The sequence below is a fragment of the Chryseobacterium sp. GTID13 genome, from assembly GCF_056172655.1.
The window spans coordinates 188,845-205,080 of the sequence record NZ_JAOCMB010000007.1; the positions used below are offsets into that span (position 1 = coordinate 188,845).

Genomic DNA, 16,236 nt, shown 5'->3' on the forward strand with positions numbered 1-16,236 from the left:
TAAGTCTGTTGTTTTTATCATTTGTTACTTTTTATCAATGACAAATTTAAACAAATCTCAGGAAGCTACTATCTCTTTTACATTTCCTGTTCTTTTTAAAAATCCCCAGGACTGCATTTCCCCTTTCAATGCTTTTCTCAGACTTCTGAATAATACGATATACATCAACCATCTGTATCCGAACCGCTGCGGAATAACATACAACAGATTAGATAGTTTCTCCCGCTGCATAATGAAGGCAATCAGAGCCAGAGACGCATCTACCAAAAGAAAAATAAGATAATAGGTAAATATTTTCCCGCCATTTCCGGATAAAATTCCAAAGAACATAATCAGGTCTGCCAGAGGTGAAAAGAACGGGATAATATATTGAAACAATAAGATATTCGGCATTGCCCAAAGCCCGAGTCCTTTATATTTCGGATTGAGAAATGTCTGGCGCTGTTTCCAGAACATCTGCATAATTCCATAGGTCCAGCGGAAACGTTGTTTTAAAAACTGTTTCACACTTTCGGGTGCTTCAGTTACGGCAACCGCTCTGTTTTCATTGGCAACCGTATATCCGGCTCTTAAAATTTTCACGGTAATATCACAGTCTTCTGCCAGGGTATCGGTAGAATATCCGCCAGCTTCGATGATCACAGATTTTTTAAATGCCCCGATCGCCCCGGGAATTACTGTTACTGCATTAATGTAAGCATAGGCCAGCCTGTCGAAATTCTGGCTTGTGGTATATTCTATCGACTGCCATCTGGTGAGCCAGTTCACCGTATTTCCTACTTTTACGTTCCCTGCCACCGCAGCGATTTTCTCAGTAGGATTTGAATTTAAAAACCGGGCGATCAGATATTTTACAGCATCATACTGGAGTTTGGTGTCTGCATCAATACAAACTACGTATTCCGCGTCAGTCTGAGAAATTCCATAATTCAGTGCTGTGGCTTTTCCACCGTTCGATTTGGTGAAAATTTTCAGTTCCGGATGATCTGGAAATGCTTCTTTTGCTTTCTGATAGGTTGAATCCTTACTTCCGTCATCCACCATGATGATATCGAAGTTGGGATAGGTCTGCTTTAATAAATTATCCAGGGAAGAAACAATATTCACTTCTTCATTATAGGCAGGTACAATAATGGATACTTTCGGATAGGTTTCCAAAACAGGAAAATCAACCAGCAATTTTTCTTTTCTTCTTTCCTTAAAGGCCCAATACATCATCAGAATCAATCTCACCAGACCTAAACCAATAAAGATGGTGAAAAGAGCCACCAGAAAATGACTTATTTCATAGATTACCGTTGCAAGAACCAGATTGAGCTGCATGATATAATAAGATCTTGTTTTAGGAACTTCCGGCATCAACACGTTTTTGTTTTTATGCAGAATACTGGCAAGGTTCGTAAAATGATAGCCTTGTTTCTGAAGGGTAGGAATTAAGGTTTTAAGAGCTTTTACCGTTTCTTCCCGGGTATCTCCGCCGGCATCATGCAGAAGAATAATATTTCCCCGCTGCTGTCTGATCCCTGCCATTACTCTTTTTATGATCTCATCTGCCTTGATTCCGGGCTGCCAGTCTTCAGGGTCAATATTTTCTCCGATATCAAGGTAGTTTTGCTGTCTTGCCAGTGCCACGGGAATAATTTCCTCGGAAGTGGTAGGCTCGGAATCCGCATTATAAGGTGCCCTAAACAAAATAGTACTGTGCCCTGTTACACATTCTATAAGGAGTCTGGTAAGTTTCATTTCCAGCAATGCTCTTTCGGGGCTTACTTTTGCCACGTTTTCATGAGTGAAAGTATGGTTTCCTATTTCGTGGCCTTCACGGTAAATTCGTTTAACTAACGGAAGGTTTCTTTCAGCATTGAGCCCAACGAGGAAAAATGCAGCCGGAACATGGTATTTTGACAATACATCTAAAATCTGCGGAGTGTAGGTCTCGTCAGGACCGTCATCAAAAGTCAGTACAAGGTCTTTCTGTGGTGCTTCCCCATATTTTTTCACTTCATAAGAACTTGGATAGGTGATGTAGTTCTCATCTGTAATTATTTTTTCTTTAGGATCTATTTCCAGGGCTATTTTTCCGTCATGAGGGGTATTCAGAACATCCAGCACTTCTCCGTCGCCAATGTAGTCTACCATCGTCTGGCCTTTTACATTTTCCAGTTCTTTCAGATTAAGCTTAGACATGCCATTTGAAGTAAGATCTTTATCGTAAAAATTCCAGATTCTGCTGTCTTCACTACCGAGTCTCCAGACCGCAGTTCCTGCCAGCGGATATTCGGAGGAAAAACGCATGGTATTGAAAATAGAGGCAGCGTCATTAAAAAATACGGTGTGGGTATTGTTTTTAGAATCTGTGTAGGAGTAATTTAAATTGAATGTATTATCATCAAAATTAATAGCTGCTTTACTCGCGCTGGCTTTTGTAATGGCCTGCATATAGGTAACGGATGTATTGTCTTCCTTGTTGGTACTCCAGTCGTAGCCATACGCCCCCAAACCAAGGATTATTTTTTCCGGAGAGGTTTCTTTAAGGATTTTTTCCGTTTGGGCTTCTATCCATTTTTGTGAAGAGACCGGCCCCGCATCGCTGTCTTCTGCATATTCGTCATAGGCCATCAGGATGAAATAATCCACATAAGGATTCAGTTTACGGATATTATAATCATCATTATCCGTCATAATATCCATCGTAACCAAGAGCTTATTCTGTTTGAATGTTTCTGAAAGCTCTTTCATAAAGGCAATGAGGTATTCGTCGGAATCCAGGTTCATATCTTCAAAGTCAATATTGATGCCTTTGAAATGAAATTTCTGGCACTGCTGGGCAAGTTTGCGGATAAGCACAGTTCTTTTTCCCGGATCTTTCAATACTTTTCCAAGTCCTTCAGATCGGAATTCCCTGTCGGAATTGTTGCTTAAGATAGGCATTGCTGCCACTCCGGTTCTTTTAAGGATTTTGTATCCTTCAGGATCTATATTGGTCTTTAAATCTCCCGTTTCAGGATCGAGGAAAAACCATTCGGGAAAAACGAGATTGATATGTCTGATATTTCTTTTCAGGGACATCAGCGACTGCGGGTCCCAGGCTACATAGAATGCCGAACGGATCCCGCCCGGAAACTGGGACCAGCTTTTATTCTGATTTTTTAATCTTTCAGCTCTTGCCTGCTGGATTTTAGCAAGATTGGTATGCATTGTTTTTTCAGAAATAAAGCTTCTGAAACCTTTGTATTCTTTGGAAATTTTATTTTCCTGAAGATAGGGCTTACTGGCCGTCATTACCGCTTTATAATCTTCTTTGAAAGGTATTTTCGGGCTTTTGTCGAGCTTCATCATTAACCCTAAAGCAAGAATAAGCAATACTGCAACGAAAATAAAAATGCGGCTGCCCCATTGTACACTTCTCCAGCGTTTTTTGCTGTCAGTCTGAAAAATCTGTTTTGAATCTTCCACGTTATGAAATTTATCAAGAGGATTTCAAAAAGCGTGAAAAAGGGCTTCAATTTTAATTAAAATAAAATTAAAAAATCAATTGGCTTTTAAGTATTTATAAGAAGTCCTACGAGATCCTGAAGAATTTTCTGGGAAACGAAGTACATGAAATCCAGCCGGTCCAGATGAGGCATATATAATTTTGAAGTAGATTCCTTGTCTTTTATCCTGATGGTATAAAAAACGGTTCCCACTTCTTTGCCGTCCTCTCCTTTTCCCGGGCCTGCAACTCCGGTCGTAGACAGTGAAATATCAGTATCAAACAGTGTTTGGCAGCCTTTGGCCATTTCACTTGCTACCTGCTCGCTTACTACGGTAAACTGATCTACTGTTTCCTTCGAAACCTTCAGAATTTCAATCTTTTTATCCGTGGAATAAGGTACGATACCTCCCATAAAATGTTTGGAGCTTCCGGAATTGGAGGTGATCATTTTTGCCAGCTCGCCTCCGGTGCAACTTTCTGCCGTGGAGATGGTGAGTTTTCTTTCATTAAGAATCTCTGCAAGAATTTTTTCTATTTTGTCTTCCGAAACAGCAATAACATGATCTCCCACCAAAAGAAGCAGTTTCTGAATCTCATCTTCTGTCTGCTGTTTCAATACGGTTTCGTTATCTCCCGATGCTGTAATTCTGAGCTTTACCCGGGTTCCTACGGGCAGGTAAGACAATGCAAGGTTTTCAGGAAGTGCCAGTTCCCAGTCCTCGATCATATCTGCGAGAATACTTTCAGGAATTCCCACTACAGAAACGATTCTGGTATGGATATAATAAAGGTTGAATTTTTCTTTTAAATAAGGAACGATCTGGTCCCTGATCAGCGGCTTCACTTCATAAGGGACACCGGGAAGACTGAAGGATAATTTCCCGTCCTGTTCCATCATCATGCATGGCGCTGTTCCGAAATGGTTCTGAAAAACAACAGATTTTGTCGGAACAAAAGCCTGTTCCCTGTTTCTTTCAAGAATATCAATTCTTCCTCTTCTTTCCATATAGTTTTTAAGATGATTGAAGGTTACCTCATCCAGCGCAATTTCATCATTGAAAAATTCGGCCAGTGCTTTTTTGGTTTTATCATCCCTTGTCGGGCCAAGGCCTCCTGTGGTTATCACCAGGTCACCCAATTCAAAGGCTGCTTTTAAAGTATTTTTAATGGTATCGATCTCATCTGAAATAGTGAAGATCTGTATAACCTGTATGCCTATATTTTTGAGCTCTGTGGCAATAAAATTAGAATTGGTATCAACGGTATTTCCTGAAAGGATCTCATCACCGATAGTAATTAGAACAGCTTTTTCCATATTTAAATTCTTGAAAAAAAATCTTCTGCAAATGACGGTAAAAAATGTAGAAGGGCAAAATGGTTAAGTAATCAAAACGTGAAAAAGTGAAAGGGCAAAAGGGTTAAATGGCAAATTTGCTTTTTGCTCCCTTGCCCTTTTAGCAATTTCTCCCTTTTGCCCTTTTGCCTTTTTAGCAATTTAGCCCTTTTGTCCTGACTAACTATTGATTATGCTTCACCCAGATAAGCTCATCCGTACTGTACCCTATTTTTTTAGCTTTTTCAATGAAACGCTGTCTTATGCTTTCGGGAAGGGTTGTGGTACGGGAAAGGATCCACAGGTATTTCAGGCTGCTTCCTGCCACTAATGCATATTGATAATCTTCATCAATATCAATCACATTATAGCCGGCCCAGATGGGTTTGAAAAAGGATACTTTAAGACGGGCATCTGTTTTATCTTTTACAAATCTTGCTTCTCCTACAGATTCTTTCCATTCTTTTTTAATATAATCGTAGCCTTTATTGCTGACCCGGATGGAACCGTTGGGATTTTCGGAGTATTCGGCAGTTACATTGTCCATATTTTTCTCGAACCTGTAATCGAAACGGGCAATTTCATACCATCTGCCCAGATATTTTTTAGCATCAAAATTCTTAACAGCCGTCGCACCTTTGGGAATTCCCCCAGAACAGGAATTTAAAATAATCAGACCCAGGACACCTAAGGTGACCGGAACGGCAATTTTCTGAAGAGTTTTCATAATGGAATATTTTGTGTGATGGGGTGAAAGCTTCAAAAATAATGCCTTTGGGCTGTTAAGGAACGATAAATTCTAGGAAAAGACTTTCAGGAAATTATCTTTGAAACTCCCGGAAACTTCAATTTCGGTGTTGTCCGAAAGCGTAACGGTTCCGCTTTTGTGATAAGATTTTACAAATCCTGTATTGATGATATGAGAGCGGTGAACCCTTACGAACGGGCTTTCAAGAAGGTCATCAAAATGCTTCAGGAAACGGCATACCATTTTTTCGAGCCATCGGTAAGGTAAACCTGGGTAAAGTTTCCGTCTGCCTGCAGTCTCAGAATGTCTTCGGTTTTCACCACATCAAATCCCTGAAGGGTCGGTAAGATAAGCTGTTGTTTTTCGGGCTTCAGCTTTAGGTTTTCGAGAAGAATTTTATTACGGTTAAGCTCTTCTTTGCTTTCAATGCTTTCGGCTACTTTATTCACCGCCAGAATAAGCTCCTGAATATCAATCGGTTTTAAGATATAATAACTTGCGGATTTGTTGAGTGCCTGTAGTGAATATTGAGAAAATGCCGTGATAAAGATGGTTTCGTAGGAAAATTCTTTGGTGGCTTCCAGCACATCGAACGCATTACCGAAAGGCATTTCAACATCCAGAAAGACCAGTTGCGGCTGTTTTTCGGCAATCAACGGAACTGCTTCCCTTATATTTTCCGCCTCGCCTGCAATTTCTACCTGCGGGCAGTATTTTGTGAGATAGTTCCTGAGGACTTCTCTGGCAATGATCTCGTCGTCTACGATTACGGATTTTATTTTCATTTTTTCAGGTAATAGGTAGTAGGTAATAGGTGGCAGTTATTAGATAGCAGTTAACTGGTGGAGATTATAGGTATTTTCCGTTTTTAAATTTTAAGGTCCGGTAGGTGACTTTTGATGTTTCATGTTCCTTACAGTCACCATTTACTTCCTGGTTTTTGGTTTCAACGGATATGGTTTTGATCTTCAAATCTGTGAAATTATTGGTCTTTGTTTTATCCATTATAATCACTGAACGATCATCATTGAATTCCCCTGAGCATCTGGTATCCCATTCTCCGCCGTGGGAGCTTAATTCAAATGTGTTCAAAACTTTTTTAAGGGTTTTACCTTCAGGATAGTACAGTGAAATAGTGTCTGAGGAATACGGATTGGGCTGGCTTCCGTTGGCAACACTTACCGTTACACCAAAAGCGCGGATACCGCTGCTTATGTTGTATAGTCCTGTATCTATGGTTATACTTCTCAGCATAATAGCATCGGAAGTAATTTCCTCAGGATCGAAATACTGATTCTTTACAGCTCCTTTTTCATCTGTGATTACAATATAATTCCGGACTACGAAAAAATCTTCTTCCTCTTTGCCCTGCAGGATAGGAAGAACGGCAATATATGAATCTTCTGCATTCGGCATTTTCTTTTCCGTACAGAATTCTTCTTTAATGGTAGTCTTATCAAGCTTTAAGCTTTTCACTATATTTTCAAAGCGGGTGCTGTTTATTTCCTGTCCGAAAACTCCTACGAACAAAAATATCAATATCCCTGTGAATAAATGTTTCTTCATTTTATGCCAGATTAATCTTAATAGTCACCAAAACCCCGCTGTTATTCTCCTTATCCTTTATGGAGCAGGTTATTTCTTTTTTATAAAGGTCATTCAGCAGACTGATCCTTTCGAGGGTATTCTTCATTCCCCGCCCTTCTCGGGTTTTCTGGTGCAGGGTTTTCTGCTTTTTGCTTTCTTCAATACCAATTCCATTATCCTCGATAGTGATCTTTAGATGCTGAGTTTCTTTTTCAAAGCTCAGTTTTAAAAATCCTTTGTCAGTTCTGTAGCGCAATCCGTGCCATACTGCATTTTCGAGGAACGGTTGGACAAGCATTCCCGGTACTTTCAGGCTTTGCATGTTCAGGCTTTCATCTAATTCAATTTCATAATCGAATTTGTCTGCAAAACGGGTCTTCTCAAGAGCGAGGTAATTCTGAAGCAGATCCAGCTCCTGCTGAAAAGGAATGAAGTCTTCGGCAGAGTTTTCCATTACCCCACGCATCAGTTTGGAGAATTTTGTAAGATACTGATTGGCTTCCAATTCATTATTGGTGGCGATAAAATGATTGACACTGTTTAAGCTGTTAAAGATAAAATGCGGATTCATTTCACGTCGAAGCGACTGGAGGGCAATTTTTTTATTTTTAATCTGAACTTTCTTCAGTGTCCTGAAAATAAAGACAATCAGTCCGGTAAGCAAAACCAAGGCTCCGATCAGGCTGTAATTAAATATATTTTTTCTTCGGATCAGTGCATCTTTCAGCTCTTTTTCTTTTTCAAGCTGTGAAATTCTCTGTTCGGTATCTTCCAGTATCTTATTATCTACCAGGCTCCTGTCCTTGGAAACCAAATCGGGAAGCCTTCCCAGAAAATCCCTGTACAAAGAGACTGAAGCGTCGGTATTCCCTGCTATATTATAAAGACTGTCCAATTTTTTTACACTTTTCTGGGCTTCCAGGGTATGTCCTTTTTCCAGGGCAATTCCGTAGGCATTTTTCAATAAGGCCACAGCTTCTTCCGGGTCATTTTTTTTAATATAGATATCGGCCAACTCCTGAATCTGATTGACTTTTTCCTGTGAATTGTCTTTTACAAAATCTTCTTTCAGGACTTTCTTTTTGGCTTCAATGGCTTTTTCGAAGTTCTTGTTTTCCACATAGAAATTGGTCAGTTTCTGATTGATTTCCAAGGCCTGCTGCGGGGCTTCTTTTTTAGAAAGCACATAAGCATTGTTGAGGTTTTCTTCTGCTTTGGGAATATCTTTCTGCTGTATATTGACATCTGCCATCTGGCTGTAACTCGTTGCAAGATTTCCTTTATCTTTATCCTTGAGGCTGATATTGATATTATCCTGGATCGCTTCTGCTTTCTGCTCAGCTGAAGGAGAGGAAAGCCTTGCAGCATCATTAGTATTAACCGCTCTGCTTTTTTCACTGTAGCTAATTTCAGCCGCCCTGCTGTAATTACTGATAGCCGGGGTTATTTTGTTCTGCTTTTCCTGTGCCTGGGCGATTTTACGGGTTACTGCTTCCAGATTTTTTTGTCGTCGAGGTTTTTATAAATATTTCTGGCTTTTACCAGGAATTCTTCGCTCTTGGCATAATTCCCCTGATTGTAGTAGTCGTTGGCAATGCCAACATAGGTATCGGCAACGCCTTTATTATCATTATTGTCGACTGCTTTTTTCAGTCTTGCCGCAGATTTATAGGCTTTGGTAACCCGTGTGGAATCCTGTGCTGTACAGATATTTCCTGCAGCAAGAATGAAGATAAACAGTATTTTGAAAACTAATTTCACGGATTTCGGATCTTTAATGCAAAGTAAGTAAAACTTTATGTATCCTTATCTATTCTTTACCAAGTCAAAACTCCGTTTCACCAAGTTCTGCAGATTAAAAATGAGGATATTAGCAGTTTATATTTTTTCAGCTGGTAAAAGTTATTAAGATCAATCACTCTGATTTAAAATTTTAAACAAAGCCTGTTTTAATATACTTAATCACTTAAAATCTCTTAATGGTTAAAAAGTCTTCTGCTATGGTTTTACTGTTTTAAAGCCATCCACCAAGTGAAAACACCGTTTCACCAAGTCCCACCGTTTCGAGTTCCGGATCTCGGTAATTTTACTTCAGAATTTAAAACAAGAAATTATGAAATTAAGACATTTTTTATTGATCGGAATCTTTACTCTGGGAAGTTTTGCTCATGCACAGGAAGTAAAGAAAAATGCCATTGAAGTAACAGGTATTGCAGAAATGGAAGTGGAACCGGATGAGATTATCTTCAACATCGGCATTAAAGCGGATAACAAGAACGATCTGGCAGATAATGAAAAGAAGCTGTTTGAAACATTGAAGAATGGCGGAGTGAAGAATGAAGACATCAAATTTAAATCGATGTACCAGAATGTGTATGCAAAGAATGGAAAATTCACGAAAAGCTACCAATTTAAAGCAGGTACAAAAGCCAATATCAGTAAAATATTTGAAGACCTGAACCAGAAATGGGTAAGCAATCTGAATGTGGCAGAAGTAAAAAACACTAAAATTGCAGATTTCAAAAAAACAGTGAAGATCAATGCTCTGAAAGCTGCCAAAGAAAAAGCAGACTACCTGCTGGAAAGTATGGGTAAAAAGGCCGGAGCTCCGCTGGAGGTCATCGAAATTGAAGATTATACCAGCGATACGGTTCTTCCTGTAGCCTATAAAAGCAGCCTCAGAAATGTACAGCTGGAAGCAGCAGATGCCCCGGTAGATTTTTCTTTTGACAACATCGAGAATATCAAGCTGAAATACAGCATCAAAACAAGATACGAAATCCTTTAGAATTAACAGATTTAAAAGACAGTCCGAAAGGGCTGTTTTTTCTTTTCCACCTCGATCCTGGAATTCACCAAGTGAAAGTAAGGGTTCACCAAGTCTCCTGATTTTCAGCTTTAAATACAGATAATTTTACTTCAGGAATTTAAATTAATAAACTATGAAACGCTATTTATTATTACTCGTTACATTTTCCATATCGTTTTTAAAGGCGCAGGAAATAAAGAAAGAAATAGAGTTAAAGCAGGCCACCGTATTCCTCCAAGGGGCCAAAGTATTCGGAAGCACATCTGTTAATCTTCAGAAAGGAAGAAATATAGTGAGAATCATCAACCTTCCCAACAATCTGGATGAGAACACTTATAAAATCAATCTTGAAAAGAATACTACCCTCCTTTCCATAACTCCTCAAAGTAATTTCCTGAAAAATGATGAATTGTCCGAAGGTGAAAAGAAACTGGATGATGAAAGAAAGAAGCTCCAGAGACAGGTCAACTTACTGGATATCCAGATCAGGAATCTGACCGGCGAACAGAATATCATTAATGATAATCTGAAAGTTTCCACCAATGATAAGTCTACTCCACAGGAACAGCTTATTAAACTGACTAGGTTTTACAGAGAAAGAATGCTGGAAATTGATAATCAGGTTTTTGCTTTGAGTGAGCAGAAAAATGTTTTAGACGAAGGCATTGCCAAAATCAATAAGCAGTCCGCCGAAGAACAGACGAACAAAAATACCAACAGAAAAGAGCTCCTTCTTGAAATTCTTGCAGATAACGAAACTCATCTGGATTTAGGAATCAGCTATATCGTTGCTGATGCAGGCTGGGTTCCTTCTTACGACTTACGTGCCGAATCGGTAAAGAAGCCGCTTGAGATAGTTTACAAAGGAAAGATTTATCAAAAAACAGGACAGGACTGGAAAAATGTAAAGCTTTTTGTTTCTACCTACAGGCCGTCGTACAACCAGGACAGACCTATTCTGTCTCCGCTTTATGTTGCTGAGTATACAGTTTACAATCCACAGGCTGAAACGTCCTATTATAAACTGAAAACAGTCAGTAAGGAAGTCAATTCTTATCAGATGAGGGAAGATATTGCTGTCAAACCAAGCCAGATTCCTGTAGCAACCGTTTCGGACAGCCAGATGAATGTAATTTATGAGCTGAATTATACTCAAAACATTGTAAGCCAGGAAAAAGAGCAATATGTGATTCTGGATAAAAAGCAGATCGATGCGAATTACAAATACCATACAGTTCCAAAACTGAGCGATCAGGTATTTCTGATGGCATTCGTTAAGAACTGGCAGAACCTTAACCTGATCTCCGGAGAAGCCAATATTTATTTTGATGACAATTATATCGGAAAAACCAGTATCACAAGCAATTATGTGAAAGATGAATTCCCAATTTCTTTAGGCGTGGATGAAAGAATTACCGTAAAAAGAATCAAGCTTGAAGATAAGACTTCCCAGAAAACTTTAAATACCAATAAATGGGAAACGGAATCTTACCAGATCAGCATCAGGAACAACACCAAAGAAAGTATCGAACTGGAAATCCTTGACCAGCTTCCGATCAGTGAAAACTCCAAAATCCTTGTTAAAGCCTTAGAAACAGGAAACGGGAATTTTGATGAGAAGACAGGAAGCATCCTTTGGAACAGGAACATCAGCAGCGGAGGTTCGGATAAGATTATTTTCTCTTATGAAGTAAAATATCCGAAAGAGATGCAGATTCAATATTACAGCAGATAACCAATAAAAAATAGTATTATGACCACTTTAAAAATCTTAGCACTGGCCGCTGGGGCCGCTTTTTTAAGCTCCGGCAGCTTATCAGACATCCGATGCTCAAACAGCCATACGGCAGACAGGACGGCATTTATTCAAAATGCTTCTGTGAAAGACCTTCCGGTTCCTTCAAAGGATAATAAGATTCAGGTTGCCCTTCTCATGGATACTTCCAATAGTATGGACGGCCTGATTGATCAGGCAAAATCGAGACTGTGGAACATTGTGAATACCTTAACCACACTGAAGTACAACGGGCAGGCTCCCCAGATTGAAATTGCCCTATATGAATATGGGAACGACGGTATCCGCGATGATAACTATATCCGCCAGGTGACGCCTCTTACCCAGGATCTGGATCTGGTTTCCGAGAAATTATTCGCTCTGAGAACCAATGGAGGCAGTGAATATTGCGGAGCCGTAATCCGGGATGCATCCATGAACCTGAACTGGGACGGCAATGAAAAAAGCATGAAACTGATTTATATTGCAGGCAATGAGCCGTTTGATCAAGGGAGAGTAAATTACAAAGAAGTAATTTCCAAAGCTAAAAGTAAAAACATCTATACCAATACTATTTTCTGCGGAAGCAGGGATGAAGGGATTCAGACCTTCTGGCAGAACGGTGCTTCATTAGGCGACGGAAAATATTTCAATATCGACAGTGACAAGAAAGTGATTTATATTGAAACACCTTATGATGTGAAAATTTCAGAATGCAATACAAAATTAAATGACACGTACATCTTCTACGGAAGCCACGGCTCCGAATATAAGCTTAAACAGGCAGCTCAGGACAAGAATGCCGAGGTACAGTCAGTATCCAATTACGTAGAGAGAACCGTTGCCAAGTCTAAGAAAAATGCTTATAAAAATGATCATTGGGATCTGGTAGACAAGGCTGAAAAAGACGCCGGCTTCATTGCCACAGTAAAGGAAGATGCGCTTCCTGCCGAACTGAAAGGTAAAAGTACGGAAGAGATCAAAAAGGCTGTTGCTGCAAAATCTGCAGAACGCGGGAAGATCCAGAAAGAGATCGAAGAGCTGTCTAAAAAACGCCAGACTTACATTGATGCTGAAATGAAGAAACGAGGTACTACAGATTCTGACGATCTGGGGAAAGCCATCGAAAGATCTGTGATAGAACTGGCCAAAAAGAATGGCTACAGTTTGTAATTTATTAAAAAAGCCGTTTCAATAGTTTGAAACGGCTTTTTTTCTAAGGTTTAGGATGTAGTAAAGGTTTTCTTCATATTTCTATTTTATCTGATAAATATTAAAGAGGGATGAACCTCCTGACACTAAATTTAAAGCAACAAGTGTTGTTTTTACTCCAAAGAACATCTGGTCTCCTGCATTCAAGGCAACCATAGTCTGGGCTTTCCTTACAGGCGGCGACACATTAATGGAAAGCACACTTACAACTAAATAGCTTTCTTCTGCCATTAATACAGGCGAAGCAGTTCCTTTCTTCACAAAAATCCCTACTCCCAGATCGTCAGCAGAAACAAGGTTTGAAGCCTTTATCTGTACATATACTCCATAAATTCCATCTTTTGGTGCTGTAAATGTATTGTCGGATATATTGAAATCGTTATGCTCGTCTATAAGCTCTTTATCAAATGCTATCTTTAGCCAGTTGGTAAAGCCTGCAATAACAACCAGGGGAATCGTGGGATCTGCTCCGGTACCTGAAACATAGGATCTTCCGCCTGAATTCAATATCTGATCTCTTGAAACTGTCTGAACATATCCGCCGCTATTTCTTACCAAAAGAGAATCTGCACAGGGAGCTTCTATACATTTTTCTGCCATGCGAAGTCTGAAATTACCATTTACATCCAGCATTGCCGTCGGATTTTCTGTATTTATACCGATCTGGGACCCAACTTTTGCTGCTAATAAAAAAACAGCAATACTAAAATTTTTCTTTTGCTTTTCATGATCTATGGTTTGTATTGTGAAGCAAATTTAGATTTTAGAGGTAGAATAAGTCCACAGAAATTTCATAAAACAGTGACTTATTATCCAACGCTAACTCACTAATTAACAAATGTTAATATTAGAATTAAATATAGATTCATTGTCTAAATAAATTAAATAATAATTTATAAATTCCTAATTAAAAAACACGGTATGGATTACGATGAATTTATAAAAATCTATTTTGAGCAAAACAAATATTTAGACGAAAATGATAAACAGAAACTGTTGGGGATGGTAAAAATAATAAATTACCCCGCCAATAAAATAGTATTATATAAAGGGGAACAAACGGAGTATGTAGGCATCATTGAAAGAGGATTAATACGTGCTTATGATAAAAATAACAAGACAGTCTGGTTTTTTCACGAAAATAGTGTCTATGGATCGCTGGAAGTTTTAATGCAGAAACGTCCTTCATCACTTACCTATGAAACCCTGGAAGAAACAACAGTATTTTTATTTAATTATAATGATCTGGAGAATGTTATTAATGATTATCCTCACATTTCAACACTGCTTTTAATGTTTTGGAAGAATACCGCGAGGGAAATTTATCTTAACTTTTCAGCCTTCCTTCATTTAACTCCCGAAGAAAGATACCTGCATTTGCTTAGTCAGGATTCCAGATTAATTTTAAGGGTAAAATCTAAAGACCTGGCTACTTATCTGGGCGTACATCCTGTTTCATTAAGCAGAATGAAAAAAAGGTATTTCAATCCCAACAATAAAAAGTAAACCGGTGGCTTCGAGTGCCTCAGCCACCTGCCCTATCTGCTATCTGCCAAATTTAAAATATTCTGACAACAGATGTTTTTTGTTTTTCATAAAGCGGGAAGCCATTTCCATTCCCGTTACAGAGAAAGTAATTCCGTTTCCTCCAAATCCAAGGACAAAGTAAGAATTCTTAAACTTTTTGTGCTCTCCGATATAAGGCAGCCCGTCTTTGGTCTCTCCAAAAGTTCCGGCCCAGACAAAATCTGTATAGAAATGGTAATCAGGTTTTATTTTTTTCAGCGTTTTCAGGATTTCTTTTTCTTTTTTATTCAGAAGAATATCGCGTTTTTCAGCATCATAAAAATCTTCGTCACCACCACCTATCAGGAGTCTCCCATCATCCGTTGTCCGCATATAGATATAAGGGTCATCCGTATTCCAAACCAATGTATTGGTTATATTCTTGAATTTATCAACATCTATTTCGGAGACTATTGCATAGGTACTTTTTAAATTGACAAAATTTTCTTTGAGCAAGTTTTTACTTTCATAACCGATACAATAAATCACCTTTTTTGCTTTGATCTGGAAACCACTGTCTACCGTTACCAGATTGAAACCTTTATGATATTCCACTTTTTTCATTTCGGTTTTATCGAAGATCCTCAATCCCTTTTTTATATTGTACCCAAACAGCTCATGAGCAAATTTGAAAGCATCAATACTCGCTCCCTGACCTGATACAATACCGCCGTAGGTGTTTTCAAATCCGAACTGCTTTACAATTTGATCTGCTTCCAGCCATTTAACTTTAAATCCTGCATTTTTCCTGGCTTCATATTCCTTTTTAAGCCAGTTCACATCCTTCTTTTTTGAAGCAAAATACAAAGACTTTTTTCGTTTAAAACCAGCATCGGACCTGATTATTTTTGTAAGCTTTTCAAGAATATCAATAGCATCTGAACAGGCTTTGTAACTTTCTACCGCTCCTTTCTTCCCTATCATTTCGGTAAGTTCATAAAGAGGGATATCTATTTCGTACTGCAGCATTGAAGTGGTTGCAGAAGTACTTCCGTTACAGGCCTCCCGCTTATCAATCAGGATGGTTTTATAGCCGTCACTGACCATTTGGTGGGCAATCAGGCTTCCGGTAATGCCTCCGCCTATAATCAATACATCACATTCTTCATTTGTTTTCAGAGACGGATATGAAGCTGTTAATCCGTTTTTTAAAAGCCAGAAAGGTTCATTCGATTTTAGATCCATAATTGAATATTATATTTGAAATAATAACATTTATAAGTACTTTAACTATTTTTTGCCAATTTGTGGTGCAATTATTGTACCCAGTTTTAAAATCCAACCACTAAAATAATTACTATGATAACTATTATTCCAGAAGCTCCGGAAAATGTTGCGGCATTCAATGCGACCGGAGAAGTGACTAAAGAAGACTTTGACAACCTTGTCATTCCTCATGTAAAAGAAAAGGTAGAGCAGTTCGGTGAGCTGAATTACTTATTGTATTTGGATACTGATCTGGATAATTTTACCATGGGAGCATGGCTGAAAGATGCATTTTTAGGATTACAGAACCTTACAAAATGGAACCGTACAGCTATTGTTACAGACAAAGAAGGGGTACAGAACTTTACGGATATATTCAGTGTTCTGATGCCGGGAGAGTTTAAATCTTTCCCTAAAGAAAATTTGTATAATGCACTTTATTGGTGTAAAAACGGCAATGAAGTAGAAGTTTAGCATTATTTTGATAAAGAAAAGAGCCTTTGTTTACTATCAAACAAAGGCT

At 38.7% G+C, this 16,236-nt stretch carries 15 protein-coding genes; 5 read left to right on the top strand and 10 right to left on the bottom strand.

Annotated elements, in window-relative coordinates:
* Nucleotides 1-57: 57 nt before the first annotated feature.
* The 8 genes from N4G44_RS20005 to N4G44_RS20040 form a co-directional block, all read right to left on the bottom strand.
* Nucleotides 58-3,456, bottom strand: coding sequence for a trifunctional glycoside hydrolase family 18/polysaccharide deacetylase/glycosyltransferase family 2 protein (locus N4G44_RS20005; RefSeq protein WP_474929371.1), 3,399 nt, complete (start codon nucleotides 3,454-3,456; stop codon nucleotides 58-60).
* An 86-nt stretch (nucleotides 3,457-3,542) separates the two neighbouring features.
* The gene (locus N4G44_RS20010; protein WP_474929373.1) at nucleotides 3,543-4,793 is read right to left on the bottom strand and encodes a CinA family nicotinamide mononucleotide deamidase-related protein; all 1,251 of its coding nucleotides are present in this window, start codon (nucleotides 4,791-4,793) and stop codon (nucleotides 3,543-3,545) included.
* Nucleotides 4,794-4,995: 202 nt separating this feature from the next.
* Nucleotides 4,996-5,538: a lipocalin family protein gene (locus N4G44_RS20015; RefSeq protein ID WP_474929374.1), complete on the bottom strand. Its 543-nt coding sequence runs from the start codon at nucleotides 5,536-5,538 to the stop codon at nucleotides 4,996-4,998.
* Between the two features lie 72 nt (nucleotides 5,539-5,610).
* On the bottom strand, nucleotides 5,611-5,802 hold the full coding sequence (locus N4G44_RS20020) for a LytTR family transcriptional regulator DNA-binding domain-containing protein (protein ID WP_474929376.1): 192 nt from the start codon (nucleotides 5,800-5,802) through the stop codon (nucleotides 5,611-5,613).
* On the bottom strand, nucleotides 5,784-6,344 hold the full coding sequence (locus N4G44_RS20025) for a LytR/AlgR family response regulator transcription factor (RefSeq protein WP_474929378.1): 561 nt from the start codon (nucleotides 6,342-6,344) through the stop codon (nucleotides 5,784-5,786). The genes N4G44_RS20020 and N4G44_RS20025 overlap by 19 nt, the downstream gene beginning before the upstream one ends.
* Nucleotides 6,345-6,408: 64 nt before the next feature.
* Complete coding sequence (locus tag N4G44_RS20030; protein WP_474929380.1) at nucleotides 6,409-7,125, bottom strand: PA3715 family protein; 717 nt, start codon at nucleotides 7,123-7,125, stop codon at nucleotides 6,409-6,411.
* A gap of 1 nt (nucleotide 7,126) precedes the next feature.
* Nucleotides 7,127-8,398 carry a tetratricopeptide repeat-containing sensor histidine kinase gene (locus N4G44_RS20035; RefSeq protein ID WP_474929382.1) on the bottom strand — a complete coding sequence of 424 codons (1,272 nt, stop codon included), beginning with the start codon at nucleotides 8,396-8,398 and terminating at the stop codon, nucleotides 7,127-7,129.
* A gap of 233 nt (nucleotides 8,399-8,631) precedes the next feature.
* Nucleotides 8,632-8,907, bottom strand: coding sequence for a tetratricopeptide repeat protein (locus tag N4G44_RS20040; RefSeq protein ID WP_474929384.1), 276 nt, complete (start codon nucleotides 8,905-8,907; stop codon nucleotides 8,632-8,634).
* A gap of 352 nt (nucleotides 8,908-9,259) precedes the next feature.
* Between N4G44_RS20040 and N4G44_RS20045 the strand changes: the two genes are divergently transcribed.
* The 3 genes from N4G44_RS20045 to N4G44_RS20055 all read left to right on the top strand — a co-directional run bounded on the left by N4G44_RS20045 (nucleotide 9,260) and on the right by N4G44_RS20055 (nucleotide 12,902).
* Complete coding sequence (locus tag N4G44_RS20045; protein ID WP_474929386.1) at nucleotides 9,260-9,934, top strand: SIMPL domain-containing protein; 675 nt, start codon at nucleotides 9,260-9,262, stop codon at nucleotides 9,932-9,934.
* A gap of 154 nt (nucleotides 9,935-10,088) precedes the next feature.
* Nucleotides 10,089-11,690: a DUF4139 domain-containing protein gene (locus N4G44_RS20050; RefSeq protein WP_474929388.1), complete on the top strand. Its 1,602-nt coding sequence runs from the start codon at nucleotides 10,089-10,091 to the stop codon at nucleotides 11,688-11,690.
* A gap of 18 nt (nucleotides 11,691-11,708) precedes the next feature.
* Nucleotides 11,709-12,902 (top strand): vWA domain-containing protein, encoded by a 1,194-nt coding sequence (locus tag N4G44_RS20055; RefSeq protein WP_474929390.1) that lies wholly within the window; start codon nucleotides 11,709-11,711, stop codon nucleotides 12,900-12,902.
* Between the two features lie 81 nt (nucleotides 12,903-12,983).
* Here N4G44_RS20055 and N4G44_RS20060 read toward each other — a convergent pair whose 3' ends face one another.
* Nucleotides 12,984-13,574: a hypothetical protein gene (locus N4G44_RS20060; RefSeq protein ID WP_474929391.1), complete on the bottom strand. Its 591-nt coding sequence runs from the start codon at nucleotides 13,572-13,574 to the stop codon at nucleotides 12,984-12,986.
* A 288-nt stretch (nucleotides 13,575-13,862) separates the two neighbouring features.
* On the opposite strand from N4G44_RS20060, the gene N4G44_RS20065 reads away from it, so the two are divergent.
* Nucleotides 13,863-14,447, top strand: a complete 585-nt coding sequence (locus N4G44_RS20065; protein ID WP_474929393.1) for a Crp/Fnr family transcriptional regulator — start codon at nucleotides 13,863-13,865, stop codon at nucleotides 14,445-14,447.
* A gap of 39 nt (nucleotides 14,448-14,486) precedes the next feature.
* On the opposite strand, the gene N4G44_RS20070 is transcribed toward N4G44_RS20065, so the two are convergent.
* Nucleotides 14,487-15,692 (bottom strand): NAD(P)/FAD-dependent oxidoreductase, encoded by a 1,206-nt coding sequence (locus tag N4G44_RS20070; RefSeq protein ID WP_474929395.1) that lies wholly within the window; start codon nucleotides 15,690-15,692, stop codon nucleotides 14,487-14,489.
* Between the two features lie 114 nt (nucleotides 15,693-15,806).
* Here N4G44_RS20070 and N4G44_RS20075 point away from each other — a divergent pair, with 114 nt between their 5' ends.
* Nucleotides 15,807-16,187: a SpoIIAA family protein gene (locus N4G44_RS20075; RefSeq protein WP_474929397.1), complete on the top strand. Its 381-nt coding sequence runs from the start codon at nucleotides 15,807-15,809 to the stop codon at nucleotides 16,185-16,187.
* The last annotated feature ends 49 nt before the right edge of the window (nucleotides 16,188-16,236 follow it).

What these genes read in the sequence shown, in the direction of transcription:
- N4G44_RS20010 (WP_474929373.1), bottom strand. Translation starts at nt 4,793, where the DNA reads ATGGAAAAAGCTGTTCTAATTACTATCGGTGATGAGATCCTTTCAGGA.
- N4G44_RS20015 (WP_474929374.1), bottom strand. Translation starts at nt 5,538, where the DNA reads ATGAAAACTCTTCAGAAAATTGCCGTTCCGGTCACCTTAGGTGTCCTG.
- N4G44_RS20020 (WP_474929376.1), bottom strand. Translation starts at nt 5,802, where the DNA reads ATGGTATGCCGTTTCCTGAAGCATTTTGATGACCTTCTTGAAAGCCCG.
- N4G44_RS20025 (WP_474929378.1), bottom strand. Translation starts at nt 6,344, where the DNA reads ATGAAAATAAAATCCGTAATCGTAGACGACGAGATCATTGCCAGAGAA.
- N4G44_RS20030 (WP_474929380.1), bottom strand. Translation starts at nt 7,125, where the DNA reads ATGAAGAAACATTTATTCACAGGGATATTGATATTTTTGTTCGTAGGA.
- N4G44_RS20035 (WP_474929382.1), bottom strand. Translation starts at nt 8,398, where the DNA reads ATGGCAGATGTCAATATACAGCAGAAAGATATTCCCAAAGCAGAAGAA.
- N4G44_RS20045 (WP_474929386.1), top strand. Translation starts at nt 9,260, where the DNA reads ATGAAATTAAGACATTTTTTATTGATCGGAATCTTTACTCTGGGAAGT.
- N4G44_RS20050 (WP_474929388.1), top strand. Translation starts at nt 10,089, where the DNA reads ATGAAACGCTATTTATTATTACTCGTTACATTTTCCATATCGTTTTTA.
- N4G44_RS20055 (WP_474929390.1), top strand. Translation starts at nt 11,709, where the DNA reads ATGACCACTTTAAAAATCTTAGCACTGGCCGCTGGGGCCGCTTTTTTA.
- N4G44_RS20060 (WP_474929391.1), bottom strand. Translation starts at nt 13,574, where the DNA reads ATGCTGGATGTAAATGGTAATTTCAGACTTCGCATGGCAGAAAAATGT.
- N4G44_RS20065 (WP_474929393.1), top strand. Translation starts at nt 13,863, where the DNA reads ATGGATTACGATGAATTTATAAAAATCTATTTTGAGCAAAACAAATAT.
- N4G44_RS20070 (WP_474929395.1), bottom strand. Translation starts at nt 15,692, where the DNA reads ATGGATCTAAAATCGAATGAACCTTTCTGGCTTTTAAAAAACGGATTA.
- N4G44_RS20075 (WP_474929397.1), top strand. Translation starts at nt 15,807, where the DNA reads ATGATAACTATTATTCCAGAAGCTCCGGAAAATGTTGCGGCATTCAAT.